Source organism: Aeromonas sp. Y293-4, assembly GCF_027705905.1.
In the GTDB taxonomy this organism is placed as follows: domain Bacteria; phylum Pseudomonadota; class Gammaproteobacteria; order Enterobacterales; family Aeromonadaceae; genus Aeromonas; species Aeromonas veronii.
Map to the genome: position 1 here is coordinate 455,918 of NZ_JAPDCI010000001.1, position 15,278 is coordinate 471,195.

At 61.8% G+C, this 15,278-nt stretch carries 18 protein-coding genes and 1 riboswitch; of the genes, 2 read left to right on the plus strand and 16 right to left on the minus strand.

From position 1 onward, the window contains the following. Positions 1–175 precede the first annotated feature (175 nt). A complete protein-coding gene (gene moeA, locus OKC31_RS01930) occupies positions 176–1,402 on the plus strand; it encodes a molybdopterin molybdotransferase MoeA (RefSeq protein ID WP_270656114.1) in 1,227 nt (408 codons plus the stop codon). Next, complete coding sequence (moeB, locus tag OKC31_RS01935; protein ID WP_159163969.1) at positions 1,399–2,154, plus strand: molybdopterin-synthase adenylyltransferase MoeB; 756 nt, start codon at positions 1,399–1,401, stop codon at positions 2,152–2,154. Before moeA ends, moeB begins: the two co-directional genes overlap by 4 nt. 70 nt (positions 2,155–2,224) lie before the next feature. On the opposite strand, the gene OKC31_RS01940 is transcribed toward moeB, so the two are convergent. From OKC31_RS01940 to moaA, 16 genes are all read right to left on the minus strand, one after another. Further along, on the minus strand, positions 2,225–3,001 hold the full coding sequence (locus tag OKC31_RS01940; protein WP_270656069.1) for an alpha/beta fold hydrolase: 777 nt from the start codon (positions 2,999–3,001) through the stop codon (positions 2,225–2,227). Between the two features lie 84 nt (positions 3,002–3,085). After that, entirely contained in the window at positions 3,086–4,186 is a 1,101-nt protein-coding gene (gene modC / locus OKC31_RS01945; protein ID WP_270656070.1) for a molybdenum ABC transporter ATP-binding protein, read from the minus strand. Next, the gene (modB, locus tag OKC31_RS01950) at positions 4,183–4,863 is read right to left on the minus strand and encodes a molybdate ABC transporter permease subunit (protein WP_005361814.1); all 681 of its coding nucleotides are present in this window, start codon (positions 4,861–4,863) and stop codon (positions 4,183–4,185) included. The genes modC and modB overlap by 4 nt, the downstream gene beginning before the upstream one ends. A 111-nt stretch (positions 4,864–4,974) precedes the next feature. Beyond that, a complete protein-coding gene (gene modA / locus OKC31_RS01955) occupies positions 4,975–5,703 on the minus strand; it encodes a molybdate ABC transporter substrate-binding protein (RefSeq protein WP_270656072.1) in 729 nt (242 codons plus the stop codon). 87 nt (positions 5,704–5,790) lie between these two features. Then, positions 5,791–6,264, minus strand: a complete 474-nt coding sequence (gene moaE / locus OKC31_RS01960; protein WP_236302324.1) for a molybdopterin synthase catalytic subunit MoaE — start codon at positions 6,262–6,264, stop codon at positions 5,791–5,793. Positions 6,265–6,266: 2 nt separating this feature from the next. Next, positions 6,267–6,512, minus strand: coding sequence for a molybdopterin synthase sulfur carrier subunit (moaD, locus tag OKC31_RS01965; protein ID WP_069526766.1), 246 nt, complete (start codon positions 6,510–6,512; stop codon positions 6,267–6,269). Beyond that, positions 6,509–7,033 carry a cyclic pyranopterin monophosphate synthase MoaC gene (gene moaC, locus OKC31_RS01970; protein WP_103252102.1) on the minus strand — a complete coding sequence of 175 codons (525 nt, stop codon included), beginning with the start codon at positions 7,031–7,033 and terminating at the stop codon, positions 6,509–6,511. Before moaC ends, moaD begins: the two co-directional genes overlap by 4 nt. A gap of 9 nt (positions 7,034–7,042) precedes the next feature. Next, positions 7,043–7,549: a molybdenum cofactor biosynthesis protein B gene (gene moaB, locus OKC31_RS01975; RefSeq protein ID WP_270656074.1), complete on the minus strand. Its 507-nt coding sequence runs from the start codon at positions 7,547–7,549 to the stop codon at positions 7,043–7,045. Positions 7,550–7,791: 242 nt separating this feature from the next. Further along, a complete protein-coding gene (locus tag OKC31_RS01980; RefSeq protein ID WP_005353459.1) occupies positions 7,792–8,382 on the minus strand; it encodes a cytochrome c3 family protein in 591 nt (196 codons plus the stop codon). A gap of 11 nt (positions 8,383–8,393) precedes the next feature. Next, positions 8,394–8,849 carry a nitrate reductase cytochrome c-type subunit gene (locus OKC31_RS01985; protein ID WP_005334452.1) on the minus strand — a complete coding sequence of 152 codons (456 nt, stop codon included), beginning with the start codon at positions 8,847–8,849 and terminating at the stop codon, positions 8,394–8,396. Next, positions 8,849–9,724, minus strand: coding sequence for a quinol dehydrogenase ferredoxin subunit NapH (gene napH / locus OKC31_RS01990; RefSeq protein ID WP_181223754.1), 876 nt, complete (start codon positions 9,722–9,724; stop codon positions 8,849–8,851). The genes OKC31_RS01985 and napH overlap by 1 nt, the downstream gene beginning before the upstream one ends. Further along, a complete protein-coding gene (gene napG / locus OKC31_RS01995) occupies positions 9,721–10,458 on the minus strand; it encodes a ferredoxin-type protein NapG (protein WP_201937100.1) in 738 nt (245 codons plus the stop codon). The genes napH and napG overlap by 4 nt, the downstream gene beginning before the upstream one ends. A gap of 16 nt (positions 10,459–10,474) precedes the next feature. Beyond that, positions 10,475–12,964 (minus strand): nitrate reductase catalytic subunit NapA, encoded by a 2,490-nt coding sequence (gene napA / locus OKC31_RS02000; RefSeq protein ID WP_247823138.1) that lies wholly within the window; start codon positions 12,962–12,964, stop codon positions 10,475–10,477. A gap of 101 nt (positions 12,965–13,065) precedes the next feature. Further along, positions 13,066–13,320 carry a chaperone NapD gene (locus OKC31_RS02005; protein WP_031227438.1) on the minus strand — a complete coding sequence of 85 codons (255 nt, stop codon included), beginning with the start codon at positions 13,318–13,320 and terminating at the stop codon, positions 13,066–13,068. Positions 13,321–13,349: 29 nt separating this feature from the next. After that, positions 13,350–13,892, minus strand: coding sequence for a ferredoxin-type protein NapF (napF, locus tag OKC31_RS02010; protein WP_204420482.1), 543 nt, complete (start codon positions 13,890–13,892; stop codon positions 13,350–13,352). A 239-nt stretch (positions 13,893–14,131) separates the two neighbouring features. Then, the gene (gene moaA, locus OKC31_RS02015) at positions 14,132–15,127 is read right to left on the minus strand and encodes a GTP 3',8-cyclase MoaA (RefSeq protein WP_041202199.1); all 996 of its coding nucleotides are present in this window, start codon (positions 15,125–15,127) and stop codon (positions 14,132–14,134) included. Further along, positions 15,115–15,255: riboswitch (molybdenum cofactor riboswitch) on the minus strand. It overlaps the preceding gene by 13 nt. Between the last annotated feature and the right edge of the window lie 23 nt (positions 15,256–15,278).

Genomic DNA, 15,278 nt, shown 5'->3' on the forward strand with positions numbered 1-15,278 from the left:
ATAGTAAACGGCCATTGCCGCCAAGATTCAAGTCAACTTGTGCGTCACCTCATACTTTATGGCCATCTCACCACGTTTCAGCGCCGATTACCCCGAGATTCCCTTGAGATAACCTGCCCATCCCCGGGGATTTTTGTGATAATCCCGCCTTCAATCATAGAAAGAGGTCATGACGATGGGATTTGATACCAGCGGACTACTCCCCTTAAGCGATGCCCTGCAAGGGATGCTGGAACAACTCGCCTGCTGCTGCGATAGCGAGCAGCTGCTCCTGCCAGAGGCCCTTGGCCGGGTGCTGGCCAGCGACATCGCCTCTCCCCTCGCCGTGCCCCCGTTCGACAACTCCGCCATGGATGGTTACGCCGTGCGCCTTGCGGATCTCACCAGCGGTACCCCGCTCATCATGGCGGGCAAGGCGTTTGCCGGTCAGCCCTATCAGGGCGAGTGGCCCGCCGGCCACTGCGTGCGGATCATGACAGGCGCCCCGGTCCCCGCAGGCACCGATGCGGTGGTGATGCAGGAAGAAACGCAGGCCGACGGCGATCGGATCACTTTTCTGGCACAACCCGAACCGGGCCAGAATATCCGCCGCGCCGGCAGCGATATCGGCAAGGGCGCCTGCGTGCTACCAGCCGGTACTCGCCTCACCCCAAGAGAGATGCCACTGCTGGCCTCCCTCGGCGTGGCAACCGTCGCGGTGCGCCGCCCGCTGAAAGTGGCCATCTTCAGCACTGGCGATGAGCTCAAGCCGGTCGGCACCCCGCTGGCCCACGGCGATATCTATGACTCCAACCGCTACGGCGTGCGGGCCATGCTGGCGCGCATGGGCTGCGACTGCCTCGACCTTGGCATCATCCCCGACGACCCGGCCCAGCTACGCGCTGCCTTTATCCGCGCCGACGAAGAGGCCGATGTACTCATCACCACCGGCGGCGTCTCGGTGGGGGAAGCGGATTTCACCAAACAGCTGCTGGACGAGCTCGGCGAGATTGGCTTCTGGAAGCTGGCCATCAAGCCGGGCAAGCCGTTTGCCTTCGGTCGTCTGCCCCGCGCCTGGTTCTTCGGCCTGCCGGGCAACCCCGTCTCCGCCATGGTCACCTTCGACCAGCTGGTGCAACCGGCGCTGGCCAAGCTGGCGGGCCAGCACTTCGAGCGCCCGCTCCAGCTGCAAGCCATTGCGGCCGAGCCACTCAAAAAGAGCCCGGGCCGACTCGACTTCCAGCGCGGCATCCTGAGTCAGGGGCCAAACGGCCTCGCGGTGCGCAGCACCGGCTCGCAGGACTCCGCCGTGTTCAGCTCCCTGTCGCGAGCCAACTGCTACATCGTTCTTGAACGGGAACGGGGCCGCGTCGCCGCGGGCGAGACGGTGACCGTGGAGCCATTCGGGGGATTGCTGCTGTGAGCGAGATCCTGAGCGACGCCGAACTGCTGCGTTACAACCGCCAGATCATCCTCAAATCCTTCGATTTCGAGGGGCAGGAGGCGCTCAAGCAAGCCAGGGTGTTAGTGATCGGCGCCGGTGGCCTTGGCTGCGCCGCCAGCCAGTATCTGGCGGTGGCCGGGGTTGGCCAGCTCACTCTGGTCGATTTCGACAAGGTGGAGCTCTCCAACCTGCAGCGTCAGGTGCTGCACAACGATGAGCGCATCGGTCACTACAAGGTGGACTCAGCAGCGCAGTCGCTTCGTGCCCTCACCCCCTGGCTCAAGGTGGAGACCCACGCTGCCGTGGCCGATGAGGCGCTGCTCGATACCCAGCTGCCCCGACATCAGTTGGTGCTCGATTGCACCGACAACCTGGCCATTCGCAACCTGCTGAATCAAAAGGCACGCCAGCACAAGGTGCCGCTGGTCAGTGGCGCCGCCATCCGGCTGGAGGGACAGCTATGCAGCTTCACCTGGCAGGAAGATGAACCCTGCTACGCCTGCCTCAGCGCCCTGTTTGGCGAGCAGGCCCTCACCTGCGTCGAAGCCGGTGTACTCGCCCCCGTGGTGGGATTGGTGGGCAGCCTGCAAGCGCTTGAAGCTATCAAGCTCTTGGCAGGCATGGGCAAAAGCTACAGCGGCCGCCTGCTGATGATCGACGGCCTGAGCGGCACTTTCCGCGAGATGAAGCTGCCCAAGCGCCCCGACTGCCCGGTCTGCTCCCACCCTTGACGCAAACGGGATCAAAAAAGCCGAACCCTGTGGTTCGGCTTTTTGGTACCTGCACCTAACAACCCCTTCCTCAATGGGTCGTGAGGATCCTTTGCAACAGGTGATTAAAGCCCGAGGGATCTTCCGCAGGCCAGGCGTGGTGGCCGTTGGGGGTGTGGATGGTGGCGTTGGGCAGGGCGGCAAACTGCTCTACCCGTTTGGCCAGCGGCAGGTAGTCGTGACTGGAGGAAATGATGGCCACCGGCTGCCAGATGGCGCCGAGCCGGGCACGCACCGACCAACCGGGTAGCGCCTCCAGCAGCGCCTTGTAGGTTTTCTTTTTATTGCGCACGAAACGCAGCCGGAAGGTGTGGCGCACCTGCGCCAGATCCGGGCCCGGGAAGAGCTCGCGCCCCAGCCACCAGGCGAGGGGGCGCATGCCAAACCAGCGCAGCCACTTGAGGCGCTGGGCGTAACGCTCCTGCTCCTTGGGGGTCTCCAGCAGAAACTCGCTAAAACCGTTGACCAGCACCAGCCCCTGCACCTTGTGGGGTAGTTGCAGCGCCAGCTCCAGCGCCACCATGGCCCCCAACGACAATCCCACGACCCAGGCGGGTTCTGGCTGTGCATCGAGCCAGTTCACCACATCGGCTGCCAGGGTCGCCACATCGAACGGCCCCTCCTGCATGCTCTGGCCGTGGCCGCGCAAGTCCAGCGCCACCACCCGGTAGTGTTCGGAAAACCGTTCGATCTGCGCCTGCCAGTCGAGGCTGGAGGAGCCCAGCCCATGCAGCAGCAACAGCAAGGGGCCCTCTCCCGCACTGCGCAGGGCAAGACCATTGAATTTCATCACCTGATTGCGGCGCATCAGTGTATTGCCTCTCGATTCATCACCTGAACCATCTCTTGTTGTTATGTCACCGTGGTTATCCTGCCACGGCACGGCGCCCAATCAGCCTTCGCTGACCAGACTCACCGCCTTGATATAAGCGTAGATCTGCTGCTCCGGCGACAGCGCCAGCCGCCTGGCGGAGCGGCTGGTGATCCGGGCCAGCAGTATCTGCTCACCCAGCGCCAACTGCAACAGGGTCTGGCCGGGGCGCACCTCGCGCACCGCCAGCAGACGGGTGACGAGACAGTTGGAGAGACTGGAGTGCTCGATGGGGGCCGTGGCAATCACCACATCCCGCCCCGCCACCTTGATCTGCAAGGGGCCGCTCTCATCCGGCACCTGGGTCATGGTGACCCGCAGTCGCTGCTCACCGAGTTGCAGGGTCGCCATCTGCTCGTCGTCATCATAGTGGGCCAAGGTGGCATTCAGCATCACCCCGGCATCGTCACGGCTGGCGAGCGAGAGATCGGTTCGGGCGAAGATCTCGCTCGGCCGACCTTGCGCCTCGACCCTGCCACTTTCCAGCAACACCAGCTGATCGCAGAGCAGGCTCACCTCCTCCATGGCGTGGCTGACGAAGATCATCGGGATACCGCTCTCCTGCTGCAAGCCCTTGAGCACATGGGCCTGATGGATGCGGCTGCGCCGATCGAGCGCCGAGAAAGGCTCATCGAGCAGTAGCAGATCGGGTTCGGCCAGCAGCGCCCGCCCCAATGCCACCCGCTGGCGTTGCCCACCCGACAAAGCATGGGCTGGCTGCCCCAGCAACTCGGCAAAACCGAGCCGAGCCGCCAGCGCTTCGGGCTGCCAGCGCCCTCGCCCCTTGCGGGCCGCCAGTTGCAGATTGCCGAGCACCGTCAGATGGGGGAAGAGCCGCGAGTCCTGAAATACCAGTCCGATCCGGCGCGCTTCGGGCAGCAGTTGAGCATACTCCCGATCGCGCCACCGCAAGCGATCCCCGCTTTGGCGATCGAGCCCGGCGATGATGCGCAGCAGGGTGCTCTTGCCGCAGCCGGAGGGGCCGAACAGGCCGAGGATCCCCCCCAGTTCGAGGGTCAGTGCGCAGTCGAGGGTAAAAGGGCCAAACTCGCGTCGGGCATGGAGGTTCAGGGCATGGCGGTGCGGCACGTTCACAGGCGGCATAGTGGCGGGCTGGTTCATCCAAACACTCTCCGCTGTCGACGCTGCAACACACCATAGACCAGCACCAGCATCACCAGCGAGAAGGCCATCAGGCCGCCCGCCAGAATATGGGCGTTCTGATAGTCCATCGCCTCCACATGATCAAACAGGGCGATGGAGAGCACCTGGGTTTCGCCGGGGATATTGCCGCCAATCATCAGCACCACGCCAAACTCCCCCAATGTATGGGCAAAGCCCAGCGCCGCCGCCATCACAAAGCTCGGCAGGGTCATCGGCAAGATGATGTGGAAGAAGCGTTCCAGCGGGCCGAGCCCCAAAGTAGCGGCGGCCTCCAATTCCTTGTTGCCCATGTTGACGAAGGCGGAGGTGAGCGGCTGCACCACAAACGGCAGCGAATAGAGGATGGAGGCAAACAGCAGGCCGAGAAAGCTGAAGGCGAGCGGGGCGCCAAAGGTGTCGCGCCACCAGGCGCCGAAACCATATTCGGGGGAGAAGGCGAGCAGCAGATAAAACCCCAGCACTGTGGGGGGCAGCACCAGCGGCAGCGCCACCAGCGCCTCAACCAGCGGCCGCAGGCGGTTCTGACTGCGCGACAGCCACCAGGCCAGCGGCGGTGCCAGCAACAGCAAAATCGCTGTGGTGCAGGCCGCAAGCTTCAGGGTGAGCCAGACCGCCAGCAGATCCCCTTCACTCATTGCCGACCTCCCGGTTGATAAATGCCCCCAACAGCATGGTATCCATCCTTATTGCAAAGAGTGGCCGACCCGAAGGCCGACCACTCAGGGTATCGCATCAGGCCCATCCCCTTATTGGGGCAGGGCATAACCAGCTGCCTTGATCTGTGCCTGACCCGGCCCCTTGAGCCAGGCCACCAGAGCCTCGACCGCGGCGCCTTTTTTCAATACCAGCCCCTGCTGTTCGATGGGCGGATAGAAGTCGGCAGGCACTGCCCAGGCTTCGGCGGTCTTGCCCGCCTCAACCAGATTGGCCCAGGCGACAAAGCCCAGCTCGGCATTGCCGGTGTCGACAAATTGCCAGGTCTGGCCGATGTTGGCGCCGGTCAGCAACCGGTACGGCTTGGGATCGATCTTGAGATGGGTGAGGGTCGCCATGGCAGCAGCACCATAGGGGGCGGTACGGGCATTGGCGATAGCGAGGTTGCCTTTCCAGCTACGCAGGGTCGCCTCGTCAGGGGCCGGCCCCCCCTTCTTCCACAGCCCCAGCTGGCCGATGGCGTAGGTGAAGCGATCGCTCCCCTTGCCCTCTTTTTCCAGCTTCTCGGGGGTCGCCGCATCGGCGGAGAGGAAGAGATCGAACGGTGCGCCGTGACTGATCTGGGTGTAGAGCACTCCGGTGGCGGCAGACGAGATGGCCAGGGTGTGGCCGGTCTTGGCGGTAAACTCCTTGCCGATACGCTCTATGGTGCCCTTGAAATTGGCAGCCACGGCCACTTTCACTTCATCGGCCTGCACGGCACCGGTATGCAAGGTGGCGGCGCAGACACCGGCGATGACAACAGATAATAGCGGTTTCATTCCCTTTCTCCTGATGGGGCCCGCACATCCGCGCCCCTTGGCGGGGCCGTGGTTCCCGTTGAACCTGCGCCCCTCGTGATGAACAGGTCAGGCTTGCCAGCGGGCAGCGGCGGCGTTGTCGCGATCAAGCGCCTCGACCCAGCGTTGCACACCCTCGGCAGTCAGCTCTTTTTTCCAGAACGGTGCCCGGGTTTTCAAGAAATCCATGATGAAGTGACAGGCATCAAAAGCGGCGTCGCGGTGGGCGCTGCTCACCGCCACCAGCACAATCTGATCGCCAAGCCACAGCTCGCCGATACGATGAATGAGAGTACACTCCTGCAGCGGCCAGCGGCGGCGGGCCTCCTGCACGATATCGGCCAGCGCCTTCTCGGTCATACCGGGGTAATGCTCGAGGGCCAACCCCTTCACCTCCTCCCCCTGATTGAAGTCGCGCACCTTGCCAACGAAAGTGACAATGGCGCCACTGTCGGGGCGGGTGGCGAGGCGGGCATATTCGTCCGCCAGCGAGAAATCCTCCCGCTGCACCAGAATGCGGTCTGTAATGGCTACGTCGCTCATCCTTAACCTCCGGTCACCGGCGGGAAGAAGGCCACCTCATCGCCATCGTTGATGGGGGTATCGAGGGGCGCCAGGGTCTGGTTGACCGCCACCAGCAGCTTGCCAGCTTCCAGCGCCAGCGCCCACTTGTCGCCGCGTTCACAGAGCGCCGAGCGCAGTTGTTCGGCAGTGGCGTAGTCGCACGGCAGGCTCAGCTCATCGCAGGCCACCAGCTCTCTTACTTGCGCAAAAAACAGTACCTTGATCATGCTTGCTCCCCGCTATTTGACCCCAGCTGAAAATGGCCGGACTTGCCGCCCTTTTTCTCTACCAGCCGCACCTGTTCGATCACCATGTCCTTTTGTACCGCCTTGCACATGTCGTAGATGGTCAGCGCCGCTACCGACGCCGCAGTCAGCGCCTCCATCTCCACCCCGGTCTTGCCTGATAGCTTGCAGAGGGTGCGGATATGCACCTTGTGCTGCTCGGGCAGCGGCACTATCTCCACCTCGACTTTGGTCAAGGCCAGCGGATGGCAGAGGGGGATAAGATCGGAGGTCTTCTTGGCGGCCATGATGCCGGCGATGCGGGCGGTGGCGAACACGTCACCCTTGTGGTGCTGGCCGCTCAGGATCAGCGCCAGCGTCTCGGGGGCCATGGCAACAAACGCCTCGGCGCGAGCCTCACGCTCGGTCACCTGCTTGTCGGTCACATCCACCATATGGGCTTCGCCGCTCTGGTTCAGATGCGTCAGGTTGGGCTGGGTCTGCTTGGGATCGGTCTGGTTCATCGTTTGCTCTCAGAGGTGGGAGACAAAGTTGCACGGCTTGGTGCGGGCATCGAGCTGATCGCGGATCAGTTGCTCCCAACCCAGCCGACAGGCGCCGGTGGAGCCCGGCAGACAGCAGATCAGGGTGCGATTGGCGAGTCCCGCCAGTGCACGGCTCTGCATGGCGGAGCCTTTAATCTCGGCAAAAGAGAGCTGACGGAACATCTCGCCAAAACCCTGTACGGTGCGCTCGAACAACACACCGACCGCTTCCGGTACCCGGTTCTGTTCATTGAAGCCGGTACCGCCGTTAATCAGTACCACCTGCACCCCCTCATCGGCGATCCACTCGCTCACCCGCGCGCGGATGCGAAACAGGTTGTCCGGGCAGAGCGCCCGATCGGCCAGCTGATGGCCCGAGTCGGTAAGGGCCGAGACCAGATAGTCGCCCGAGCTGTCATCGGCGGCAGTGCGGCTGTCGGAAACCGTCAGCACGGCGATCTTGAGGGGAATAAATGCGTTGTGTTTCTGTCCCATCGGGCAGCTCCTTGTGGCTATGGGCCGTCAACGAGGCAGGAAGAGAAGGGGTATGAGAGGCCAGCTGTCAGGGCGCTAAAACGGACGCAGACAGGGGTGACCAACTTGCTCAAGCGTGTGACGGCGGGCTGATTCTATCAAAGGTTTCACGAGATATGGGATTTAAAAGACACACAAATCTGATACTTGTCCCATATATGAACAAAACGCAGGCCGGGCAAACCCGGCCTGTCGTCGCAGGATCAGAACCCTTTCACCCCGGTCATGTCGGGCAGCTGGTGAGCTATCCCCTTGTGACAGTCGATGCAGGTACTTTCACCGCTGGCCAGATTGGTAGAGTGCATCTTGGCGGCACGCTGCCCCTGCAGGGAGAAGTCCATGTACTCGAAGTTGTGGCAGTTGCGGCACTCGCGCGAATCAGTCTCTTTCATCCGCTGCCACTCCCGCTCCGCCATCTCGCGCCGGTGCGACTCGAACTTCTCGCGGGTATCCACCTTGCCGGTGATCATGCCCCACAGCTCCTTGGAAGCCTGCACCTTGCGGATGATCTTGTAGGTCCACTCATGGGGTACGTGGCAATCCGGGCAGCTGGCCCGCACGCCGGAGCGGTTGGCGTAGTGGATGGTATCGCGGTACTCCTCGAACACGTTGTCCTTCATCTCGTGACAGCTGGTGCAGAAGGCCTCGGTGTTGGATGCTTCCATGGCGGTGTTGAAACCACCCCAGAAAATCACGCCACCGAAGAAGCCCATCAGCAAGATGACCCAGAGAGCCGCCTTCGATGGTGACTTGAAGGTGGTCCACAGACGCTGGATAAAGCCGGGTAATTTCATCTATGGACTCCTCAATTCAGCGCTTCAACCGGTTTAAAGGTATTTTCCACCAGCGGCTTGGCATCCGCTTGCGGTACATGGCACTGCAGGCAGAAGTAGCGACGCGGCGACACTTCACCCAAGGTCAGGCCGTCGCGGGTCTCGAAGTGAGTCGGACTGATCTTGGGGGCCTTCATGGCACTGGCATTCTTGAAGCTGTGGCAAGCCAGGCACTTGTTGACCTTGGTGTCCACCTCATAGTTGCGAATGTCGTGGGGGATCAGCGGCGGCTGATGCATGTACTGGCGATCGTAGGGCGCGCCATCCTTGCGGAAGTTTTTCAGGGGAGCGGCAGTGGCATCGGTCACCAGATCGGTGGCGCCACGCTCGGACTTGAGGCCACCGGTACTGTTGGTGATCTCGGGGGCCGCTGCCATCAAGGATCCCGCCATCAGGCAGGCCAGCATTGCTCCAATCAGCTTTTTCATTATTTGTTCTCCGACGTTTTTTCTGCCTTGACGGCAAAACCTACAGTGATTTCAAAAACTTGTTCCGCGCAGACATCGATGCAGCGGCCACAGTTGGTACACTCCTGAGCCGCAATCAAGGGCCCGTGACCGCGCTTGGCACCATGAACAGGCCCGCGCAGGATGGGACGCTCCGGGCAAACCGCATAACAATCCATGCAGTTGTTGCACCGCTCGCGCCCCTTGGCAGAAATCTTGATAAACCCGACCCGGTTGACCAGGGCATAGAAGGCCCCCACCGGACAGAGATGACCGCACCAACCCCGCTCAACCACGAAGAGATCGAACAGGAATAGCGCTGCCAGCAGGGCCCAGCCAGCCCCCATGCCAAACAGCAGGCCGCGCATGGCGAGTGACACAGGATTGACCAATTCCCACGCCATCACCCCGACCACAGCAGGCACCACCAGCACCATGACCAGCAGCCAGTAGCGGGTCGCACGGCTGAACTGGCCGTTGCCTTTTAGTCCAAGTCGCCCCCTGAGCCAAGCCGCAGCGTCAGTGATAAGGTTGACCGGACAGACCCAGGAGCAGAACACCCGCCCCCCCACCAGCCAGTAACCGGCCAGCACAATGGCAGCCCCCAGCCAGAGGGTGGTGATGGGCCAGTGGCCCGCCGCCAGCGACTGCAACAGCGTAAGGGGATCGGTCAGCGGCATTGTTTCCAGCAACAGCGAGCTGGAGAGGTTGCCCTTGAGGATCCAGACACCCGCCAGCGGCCCCAGCAAAAACAGCCCGAGCACACTGAACTGACTCAGCCGACGCAACAGTAGGAAGCGGTGGGAACGCCACCACCCCAGCTTGATGCGAGCCTCTTCCCCCGGATAACGACTCATAACCCCTCCGGTTTGCGGGTGGGCAGGGTGAGTCTGTCGCCGATGAGCGACTTGTTCCCCGCCTTGGCCTTCTCTTCCCAGCCGAGCCGGTAGTGATGACCCAGCTCACCTTTGGCAAGCTGGCGTGGCACCACCTTGATGGCGGCCTCCTCCAGCACGCAGGCATGCTCGCACTTGCCACAGCCGGTACAGACATCGCTGTGTACCGTGGGCAGGAACATGGCATGCTTGCCGGTGCGCTGGTTATGCTGCAGCTCAAGAGTGATCGCCTTGTCAATCAGCGGGCAGACCCGATAACAGACATCGCAGCGCAGACCCAGATAGTTGAGACAGGTCTCGTGATCGATGAGCACTGCCACCCCCATCCGGGCCTGATCGATGTCGGTCATCTGCTGATCCAGCGCCCCGCTCGGACAGGCCACCACACAAGGGATGTCATCACACATCTCGCAGGGCACGGCACGCGCCTTGAAATAAGGGGTACCGGTGGTCACAGGGTCAAACAGCCGGGCGAGCTTGAGGGTGTCGTAGGGGCACGCCTCGACGCAGAGCCCACAGCGCACGCAGGCGCTGAGGAACTCTGCTTCATCGAGAGAGGCGGGCGGACGCAGCGCCTGGGCAGGCACAGCTTGCGCCTGCTGGCGGGCCACGCCACCGAGCCCCGCGCCAAGCAGGCCCACACCGCAGGCCCCCTTGGCCATGTCGGCCAGAAACTGGCGACGACTACGACTCATCTCGTACTCCCCCGCCTTAAGCCTTCATCACCTTGACGGCGCACTTCTTGTAATCGGTCTCTTTCGAGAGCGGATCGGTGGCGTCCAGGGTCAGCTTGTTGACCAGCTGGCTGGCATCAAAGAAGGGCATGAAGACCAGTCCTTTCGGCGGACGGTTGCGACCACGGGTCTCGACACGGGTCTTCACCTCGCCACGGCGGGAAGAGACGATCACCTCTTCACCACGGCGCACGCCGCGAGCCTTGGCATCGTCCGGGTGCATGAAGAGCACCGCATCCGGGAAGGCGCGATAAAGCTCGGGCACCCGACGGGTCATGGTGCCGGTGTGCCAGTGCTCCAGCACGCGGCCGGTGGAGAGCCACAGATCGTACTCTTTATCCGGCGACTCGGCGGCGGGCTCGAACGGCAGGGCGAAGATGACCGCCTTGCCATCGGGCTTGCCATAAAAACGCACCCCCTCGCCCGCTTTCACATAGGGGTCGAACCCTTCACGGTAGCGCCACAGAGTCTCTTTGCCATCCACTACCGGCCAGCGCAGACCACGGGCTTCGTGGTACTGATCGAACGGTGCCAGATCGTGACCGTGACCGCGACCGAAGGTGGCGTACTCCTCGAACAACCCTTTCTGGACGTAGAACCCGAAGTGCTCGGCCTCGTCGTTCAGCAGACCTTTGCTCTGCTCTTTCGGGAACTGGTTGACCTGACCGTTGGCATAGAGCACGTCGAACAGGGTTTTGCCCTTCACTTCCGGCATCTTGGCAATCAGCTCAGCCGGCCACACTTCCTCAACCTTGAAGCGCTTGGAGAACTCCATCAGCTGCCACAAGTCGGACTTGGCCCCTTCCGGCGCTTTCACCTGCTGGTGCCAGAACTGGGTGCGGCGCTCGGCGTTACCGTAGGCCCCCTCTTTCTCCACCCACATGGCGGTGGGCAGGATGAGGTCAGCGGCCTGGGCGGTAACAGTCGGGTACGGGTCAGAGACCACGATGAAGTTGCGCGGGTCGCGATAACCCGGCAGGCGATCGGTATTCATGTTGGGACCGGCCTGCATGTTGTTGTTGCACATCACCCAGTAGGCGTTGAGCTTGCCATCTTTGAGCATGCGATCCTGCAGCACGGCGTGGTAACCCACCTGTTCCGGGATAGTGCCTTCCGGCAGTTTCCAGATCTTCTCGGCGATAGCGCGATGCTTGGGATCGGTCACCACCATGTCGGCCGGCAGACGGTGGGCAAAGGTGCCCACTTCCCGCGCGGTACCGCACGCAGAAGGCTGGCCAGTCAGGGAGAAGGGGCCAGAGCCCGGCTCGGAGATTTTGCCGGTCAGCAGGTGGATGTTGTAGCAGAGGTTGTTGGCCCAGACGCCACGGGTATGCTGGTTGAAGCCCATGGTCCAGTAGGAGACCACCTTCTTGCCCGGGTCGGCATAGAGCTTGGCCAGCTTTTCCAGCTTCTCTTTGGAGACGCCGGAGAGCTTGGAGACCGACTCCACATCGTAATCCGCCACGAACTTGGCAAACTCCTCAAAGGTCATCGGAGTGGCATCGCCGCTGTCCGGGTTCTTCGCTTTCTGCTGCAGCGGATCAGTCGGGCGCAGGCCGTAACCGATGTCGGTGACCCCCTTCTTGAACACGGTGTGCTTGTTGACGAAGTCCCAGTTCACCTTGTCGTTCTGGATGATGTAGTTGGCGACATAGTTGAGGATCGCCAGGTCGGTCTGCGGAGTGAACACCATGCCGTTGTCCGCCAGCTCGAAGCTGCGGTGTTCGAAGGTCGAGAGCACGTGCACCTGCACATCCGGGTTGGAGAGGCGACGATCAGACATCCGCGACCAGAGGATGGGGTGCATCTCGGCCATGTTGGATCCCCACAGCACGAATGCATCGGCCTGTTCGATATCGTCGTAGCAGCCCATCGGTTCGTCCATGCCGAAGGTACGCATGAAGCCGACGACCGCAGAGGCCATGCAGTGACGAGCATTGGGGTCAATGTTGTTGGAGCGGAAACCGGCCTTCATCAGCTTGGCGGCGGCATAGCCTTCCCAGACGGTCCACTGGCCGGAGCCGAACATGCCGACAGCGGTGGGCCCCTTCTCTTTCAGGGTTGCCTTGAACTTCTCGGCCATGATGTCGAACGCCTGATCCCAGCTGATGGGGGCGAAGTCGCCATCCTTGTCGAACTGGCCGTTCTTCATCCGCAGCATCGGCTGGGTCAGGCGATCCTGGCCGTACATGATCTTGGAGAGGAAGTAGCCCTTGATGCAGTTGAGGCCACGGTTGACCGGTGCATCGGGGTCGCCCTGAGTCGCCACGACCCGACCATCCTGAGAGCCCACCAGCACAGAGCAGCCGGTACCGCAGAAGCGGCAGGGAGCTTTATCCCAATGGATGGCCGTCTTGTCGGTACTGGTGATGAGATTGGCTGCCAGCGTGGGGGCACTGACACCGGCCACGGCAGCGGCAGCTGCCACCGCGTTGGCCTTCATAAAGTCGCGTCGACTCAGCTTCATGGCATATCCTCACATTGCTTATCGCGTAATAGTTGTCGAATCTGTCGAACGGGAGCCAGCCATCAGCGGCAGAGGGCACGCCCGGCATCCCATCACTCTTTTCAGTGACCGCCCAGTTCATCGAACTGGTGGTAAATCAGGGCGGCAGAGAGCACACCCGGCATCGCCTGTATCGCATCAATGGCCGCCATGATCGGCCGCTGGCTCGGACCTTCCAGAGTCACGACCAGCTTGCCCTCGTCACTGACGGCGTGGATCTCGGCCCCTTCAAGGGCGCCAATCTGCTCGGCGAGCTGATGGCGCAAGGGGGGCTGGGTCAGCACCACCAGACTCGATACATGGAACTCCTGATCCATTGTGGCTTCTGTGTCACACGGCTTCTGACTCATTCTGACTCCTGCTTGAGGGCGGGCTGGCTCGTACCACCGGATGGGGCGGCTCGCTCGTCGACCTTGATGCTGCCAACCGGACAATCCTGCACGCAGGCGCCGCAGCCATTACAGCGATCCGGCTCGACCGTCGGGGTGGGCACACGCCCCAGCACCGGAATAAAACGAATGGCATTGGGCTCGCAGCTGTCCTGACAGCGCTGGCAGAACACCTGACCATTGGCCAGACAGTTGGCCTCGATATGGGCCTTATAGTGCCAGGGGGACTCGCTGGTCGGGCGAAACAGCGGCGCCTTGCAGACAGTGACGCACTCGGTGCAGAAGGTGCATTCGCCACGCTGGAAATCGACCACCGGAAAACCGCCCTCGCCATTCACCAGGATCTGCTCCGGACAGGCGGCCAGACAGTCCCCGCAGCGGGTGCAGTCGGCGACAAATGCCGACCAGTTGACTGACCAGGGCAACTGCACCGGCGGTTCGGCGGTTCTCAGCCGCCCCCGGAACAGGCCGCGGCGGGCAAGATCGATCTCATCCGGCATGTTGACTCCTGTTCTGGTGAAGAAGGGGACAGTGCGAGTCCATGATTGGCATTCTTGATACCAATTATAAGAGTGGGTGTATATTGCGGCCCTGACAAGGTAAGGGATATACCACCAGGGAGATAAACAGGGGGGATTCTTGCGCCAGATCAAAGCCTTGCAGCGCAATAAAAATGGAGGTCTCGGTTAAAATACCTCCATGTGAGGATTGCTATTTAATCGTTGGCGATTTTTTGCGGTTATCCGCCGATCGAGGCGAGATGAGGGGTGATGCCGGCATTGCCCTCATGGAGACGATGGGTGGCACTCTTGCCCGCCAGTGCCGCGCGAATGCGCTGTTGCAGCTCATCAGATTGCCCATCTGCGCCGAGCAGATCCCGCAAGTCGATGCCGTTGTCGCCAAACAGGCACAGATGCAGCTTACCCAGCGAGGAGACCCGCAGCCGGTTGCAACCGGCACAGAAATCCTTGCTGTAGGGCATGATGAGCCCCACTCCGCCCTGCGAATCGGGGTGCATAAAGACCTGCGCCGGACCGTCATCCGTGCCCCGCAACTGCTGCACCCAGCCGCTCTCCAGCAAGCGCTGTTTGATCTGTTCACCGCTGACATGGTGGTCACGAAACAGGGTATCCATCTCGCCGGTCTGCATCAGCTCGATAAAGCGCAGCTCGATGGGCTTGTGCCTGATCCAGCCCAGAAAGGCATCAAGCTGGTAGTCGTTGAGCCCCTTAAGCAACACAGCATTGATCTTCACCGATTTGAAACCGGCGGCCAGTGCTGCTTCGATCCCCTCCATCACCTCGGCCAGCTTGTTCTCACCGGTGATCTGATGAAACTGGCGCGGGTCGAGACTGTCGACACTGACATTCAGCGCGTTGAGTCCGGCATCAAACCACTCCTGGGCCCGCTCCTTGAGGCGATAGCCGTTGGTGGTCATGGCGACCTTCTCGATACCCGGGGTGGTGGCAATCACCTTGACGATCTCGGTGAAATCGCGGCGCAGGGAGGGCTCGCCCCCCGTGATGCGCACCTTGCGGGTGCCCATGGCGGCAAAACCGCTGACCACGCGGCGGATCTCGTCAATCGAGAGAAAGGGTTGACGCCCCGCTTTGTGACCTTCGGGGGGGCGATAGCCGTCAGGCAAGCAATAGGTGCAACGGAAGTTGCACACATCGGTCACCGACAGACGCAAATAGTAAAAACGACGGGAAAAACCATCTTCAAGTGGCAACATAAACACCTTTCCAAATACGGGAGGCCAGGGCATTTCTTTCCTGACCCTTACAGCTCGAACGTCGGCTGACGGCTGGTTTCCCCCTATCGCTAGGACTTAGGCAAAACCGCTCGGAGTTCATCTAGTTTTTCGATGCTAACACAAGTTGGAG

What these genes read in the sequence shown, in the direction of transcription:
- moeA (WP_270656114.1), top strand. Translation starts at nt 176, where the DNA reads ATGGGATTTGATACCAGCGGACTACTCCCCTTAAGCGATGCCCTGCAA.
- OKC31_RS01940 (WP_270656069.1), bottom strand. Translation starts at nt 3,001, where the DNA reads ATGCGCCGCAATCAGGTGATGAAATTCAATGGTCTTGCCCTGCGCAGT.
- modC (WP_270656070.1), bottom strand. Translation starts at nt 4,186, where the DNA reads ATGAACCAGCCCGCCACTATGCCGCCTGTGAACGTGCCGCACCGCCAT.
- modB (WP_005361814.1), bottom strand. Translation starts at nt 4,863, where the DNA reads ATGAGTGAAGGGGATCTGCTGGCGGTCTGGCTCACCCTGAAGCTTGCG.
- modA (WP_270656072.1), bottom strand. Translation starts at nt 5,703, where the DNA reads ATGAAACCGCTATTATCTGTTGTCATCGCCGGTGTCTGCGCCGCCACC.
- moaE (WP_236302324.1), bottom strand. Translation starts at nt 6,264, where the DNA reads ATGAGCGACGTAGCCATTACAGACCGCATTCTGGTGCAGCGGGAGGAT.
- moaD (WP_069526766.1), bottom strand. Translation starts at nt 6,512, where the DNA reads ATGATCAAGGTACTGTTTTTTGCGCAAGTAAGAGAGCTGGTGGCCTGC.
- moaC (WP_103252102.1), bottom strand. Translation starts at nt 7,033, where the DNA reads ATGAACCAGACCGATCCCAAGCAGACCCAGCCCAACCTGACGCATCTG.
- moaB (WP_270656074.1), bottom strand. Translation starts at nt 7,549, where the DNA reads ATGGGACAGAAACACAACGCATTTATTCCCCTCAAGATCGCCGTGCTG.
- OKC31_RS01980 (WP_005353459.1), bottom strand. Translation starts at nt 8,382, where the DNA reads ATGAAATTACCCGGCTTTATCCAGCGTCTGTGGACCACCTTCAAGTCA.
- OKC31_RS01985 (WP_005334452.1), bottom strand. Translation starts at nt 8,849, where the DNA reads ATGAAAAAGCTGATTGGAGCAATGCTGGCCTGCCTGATGGCGGGATCC.
- napH (WP_181223754.1), bottom strand. Translation starts at nt 9,724, where the DNA reads ATGAGTCGTTATCCGGGGGAAGAGGCTCGCATCAAGCTGGGGTGGTGG.
- napG (WP_201937100.1), bottom strand. Translation starts at nt 10,458, where the DNA reads ATGAGTCGTAGTCGTCGCCAGTTTCTGGCCGACATGGCCAAGGGGGCC.
- napA (WP_247823138.1), bottom strand. Translation starts at nt 12,964, where the DNA reads ATGAAGCTGAGTCGACGCGACTTTATGAAGGCCAACGCGGTGGCAGCT.
- OKC31_RS02005 (WP_031227438.1), bottom strand. Translation starts at nt 13,320, where the DNA reads ATGGATCAGGAGTTCCATGTATCGAGTCTGGTGGTGCTGACCCAGCCC.
- napF (WP_204420482.1), bottom strand. Translation starts at nt 13,892, where the DNA reads ATGCCGGATGAGATCGATCTTGCCCGCCGCGGCCTGTTCCGGGGGCGG.
- moaA (WP_041202199.1), bottom strand. Translation starts at nt 15,127, where the DNA reads ATGTTGCCACTTGAAGATGGTTTTTCCCGTCGTTTTTACTATTTGCGT.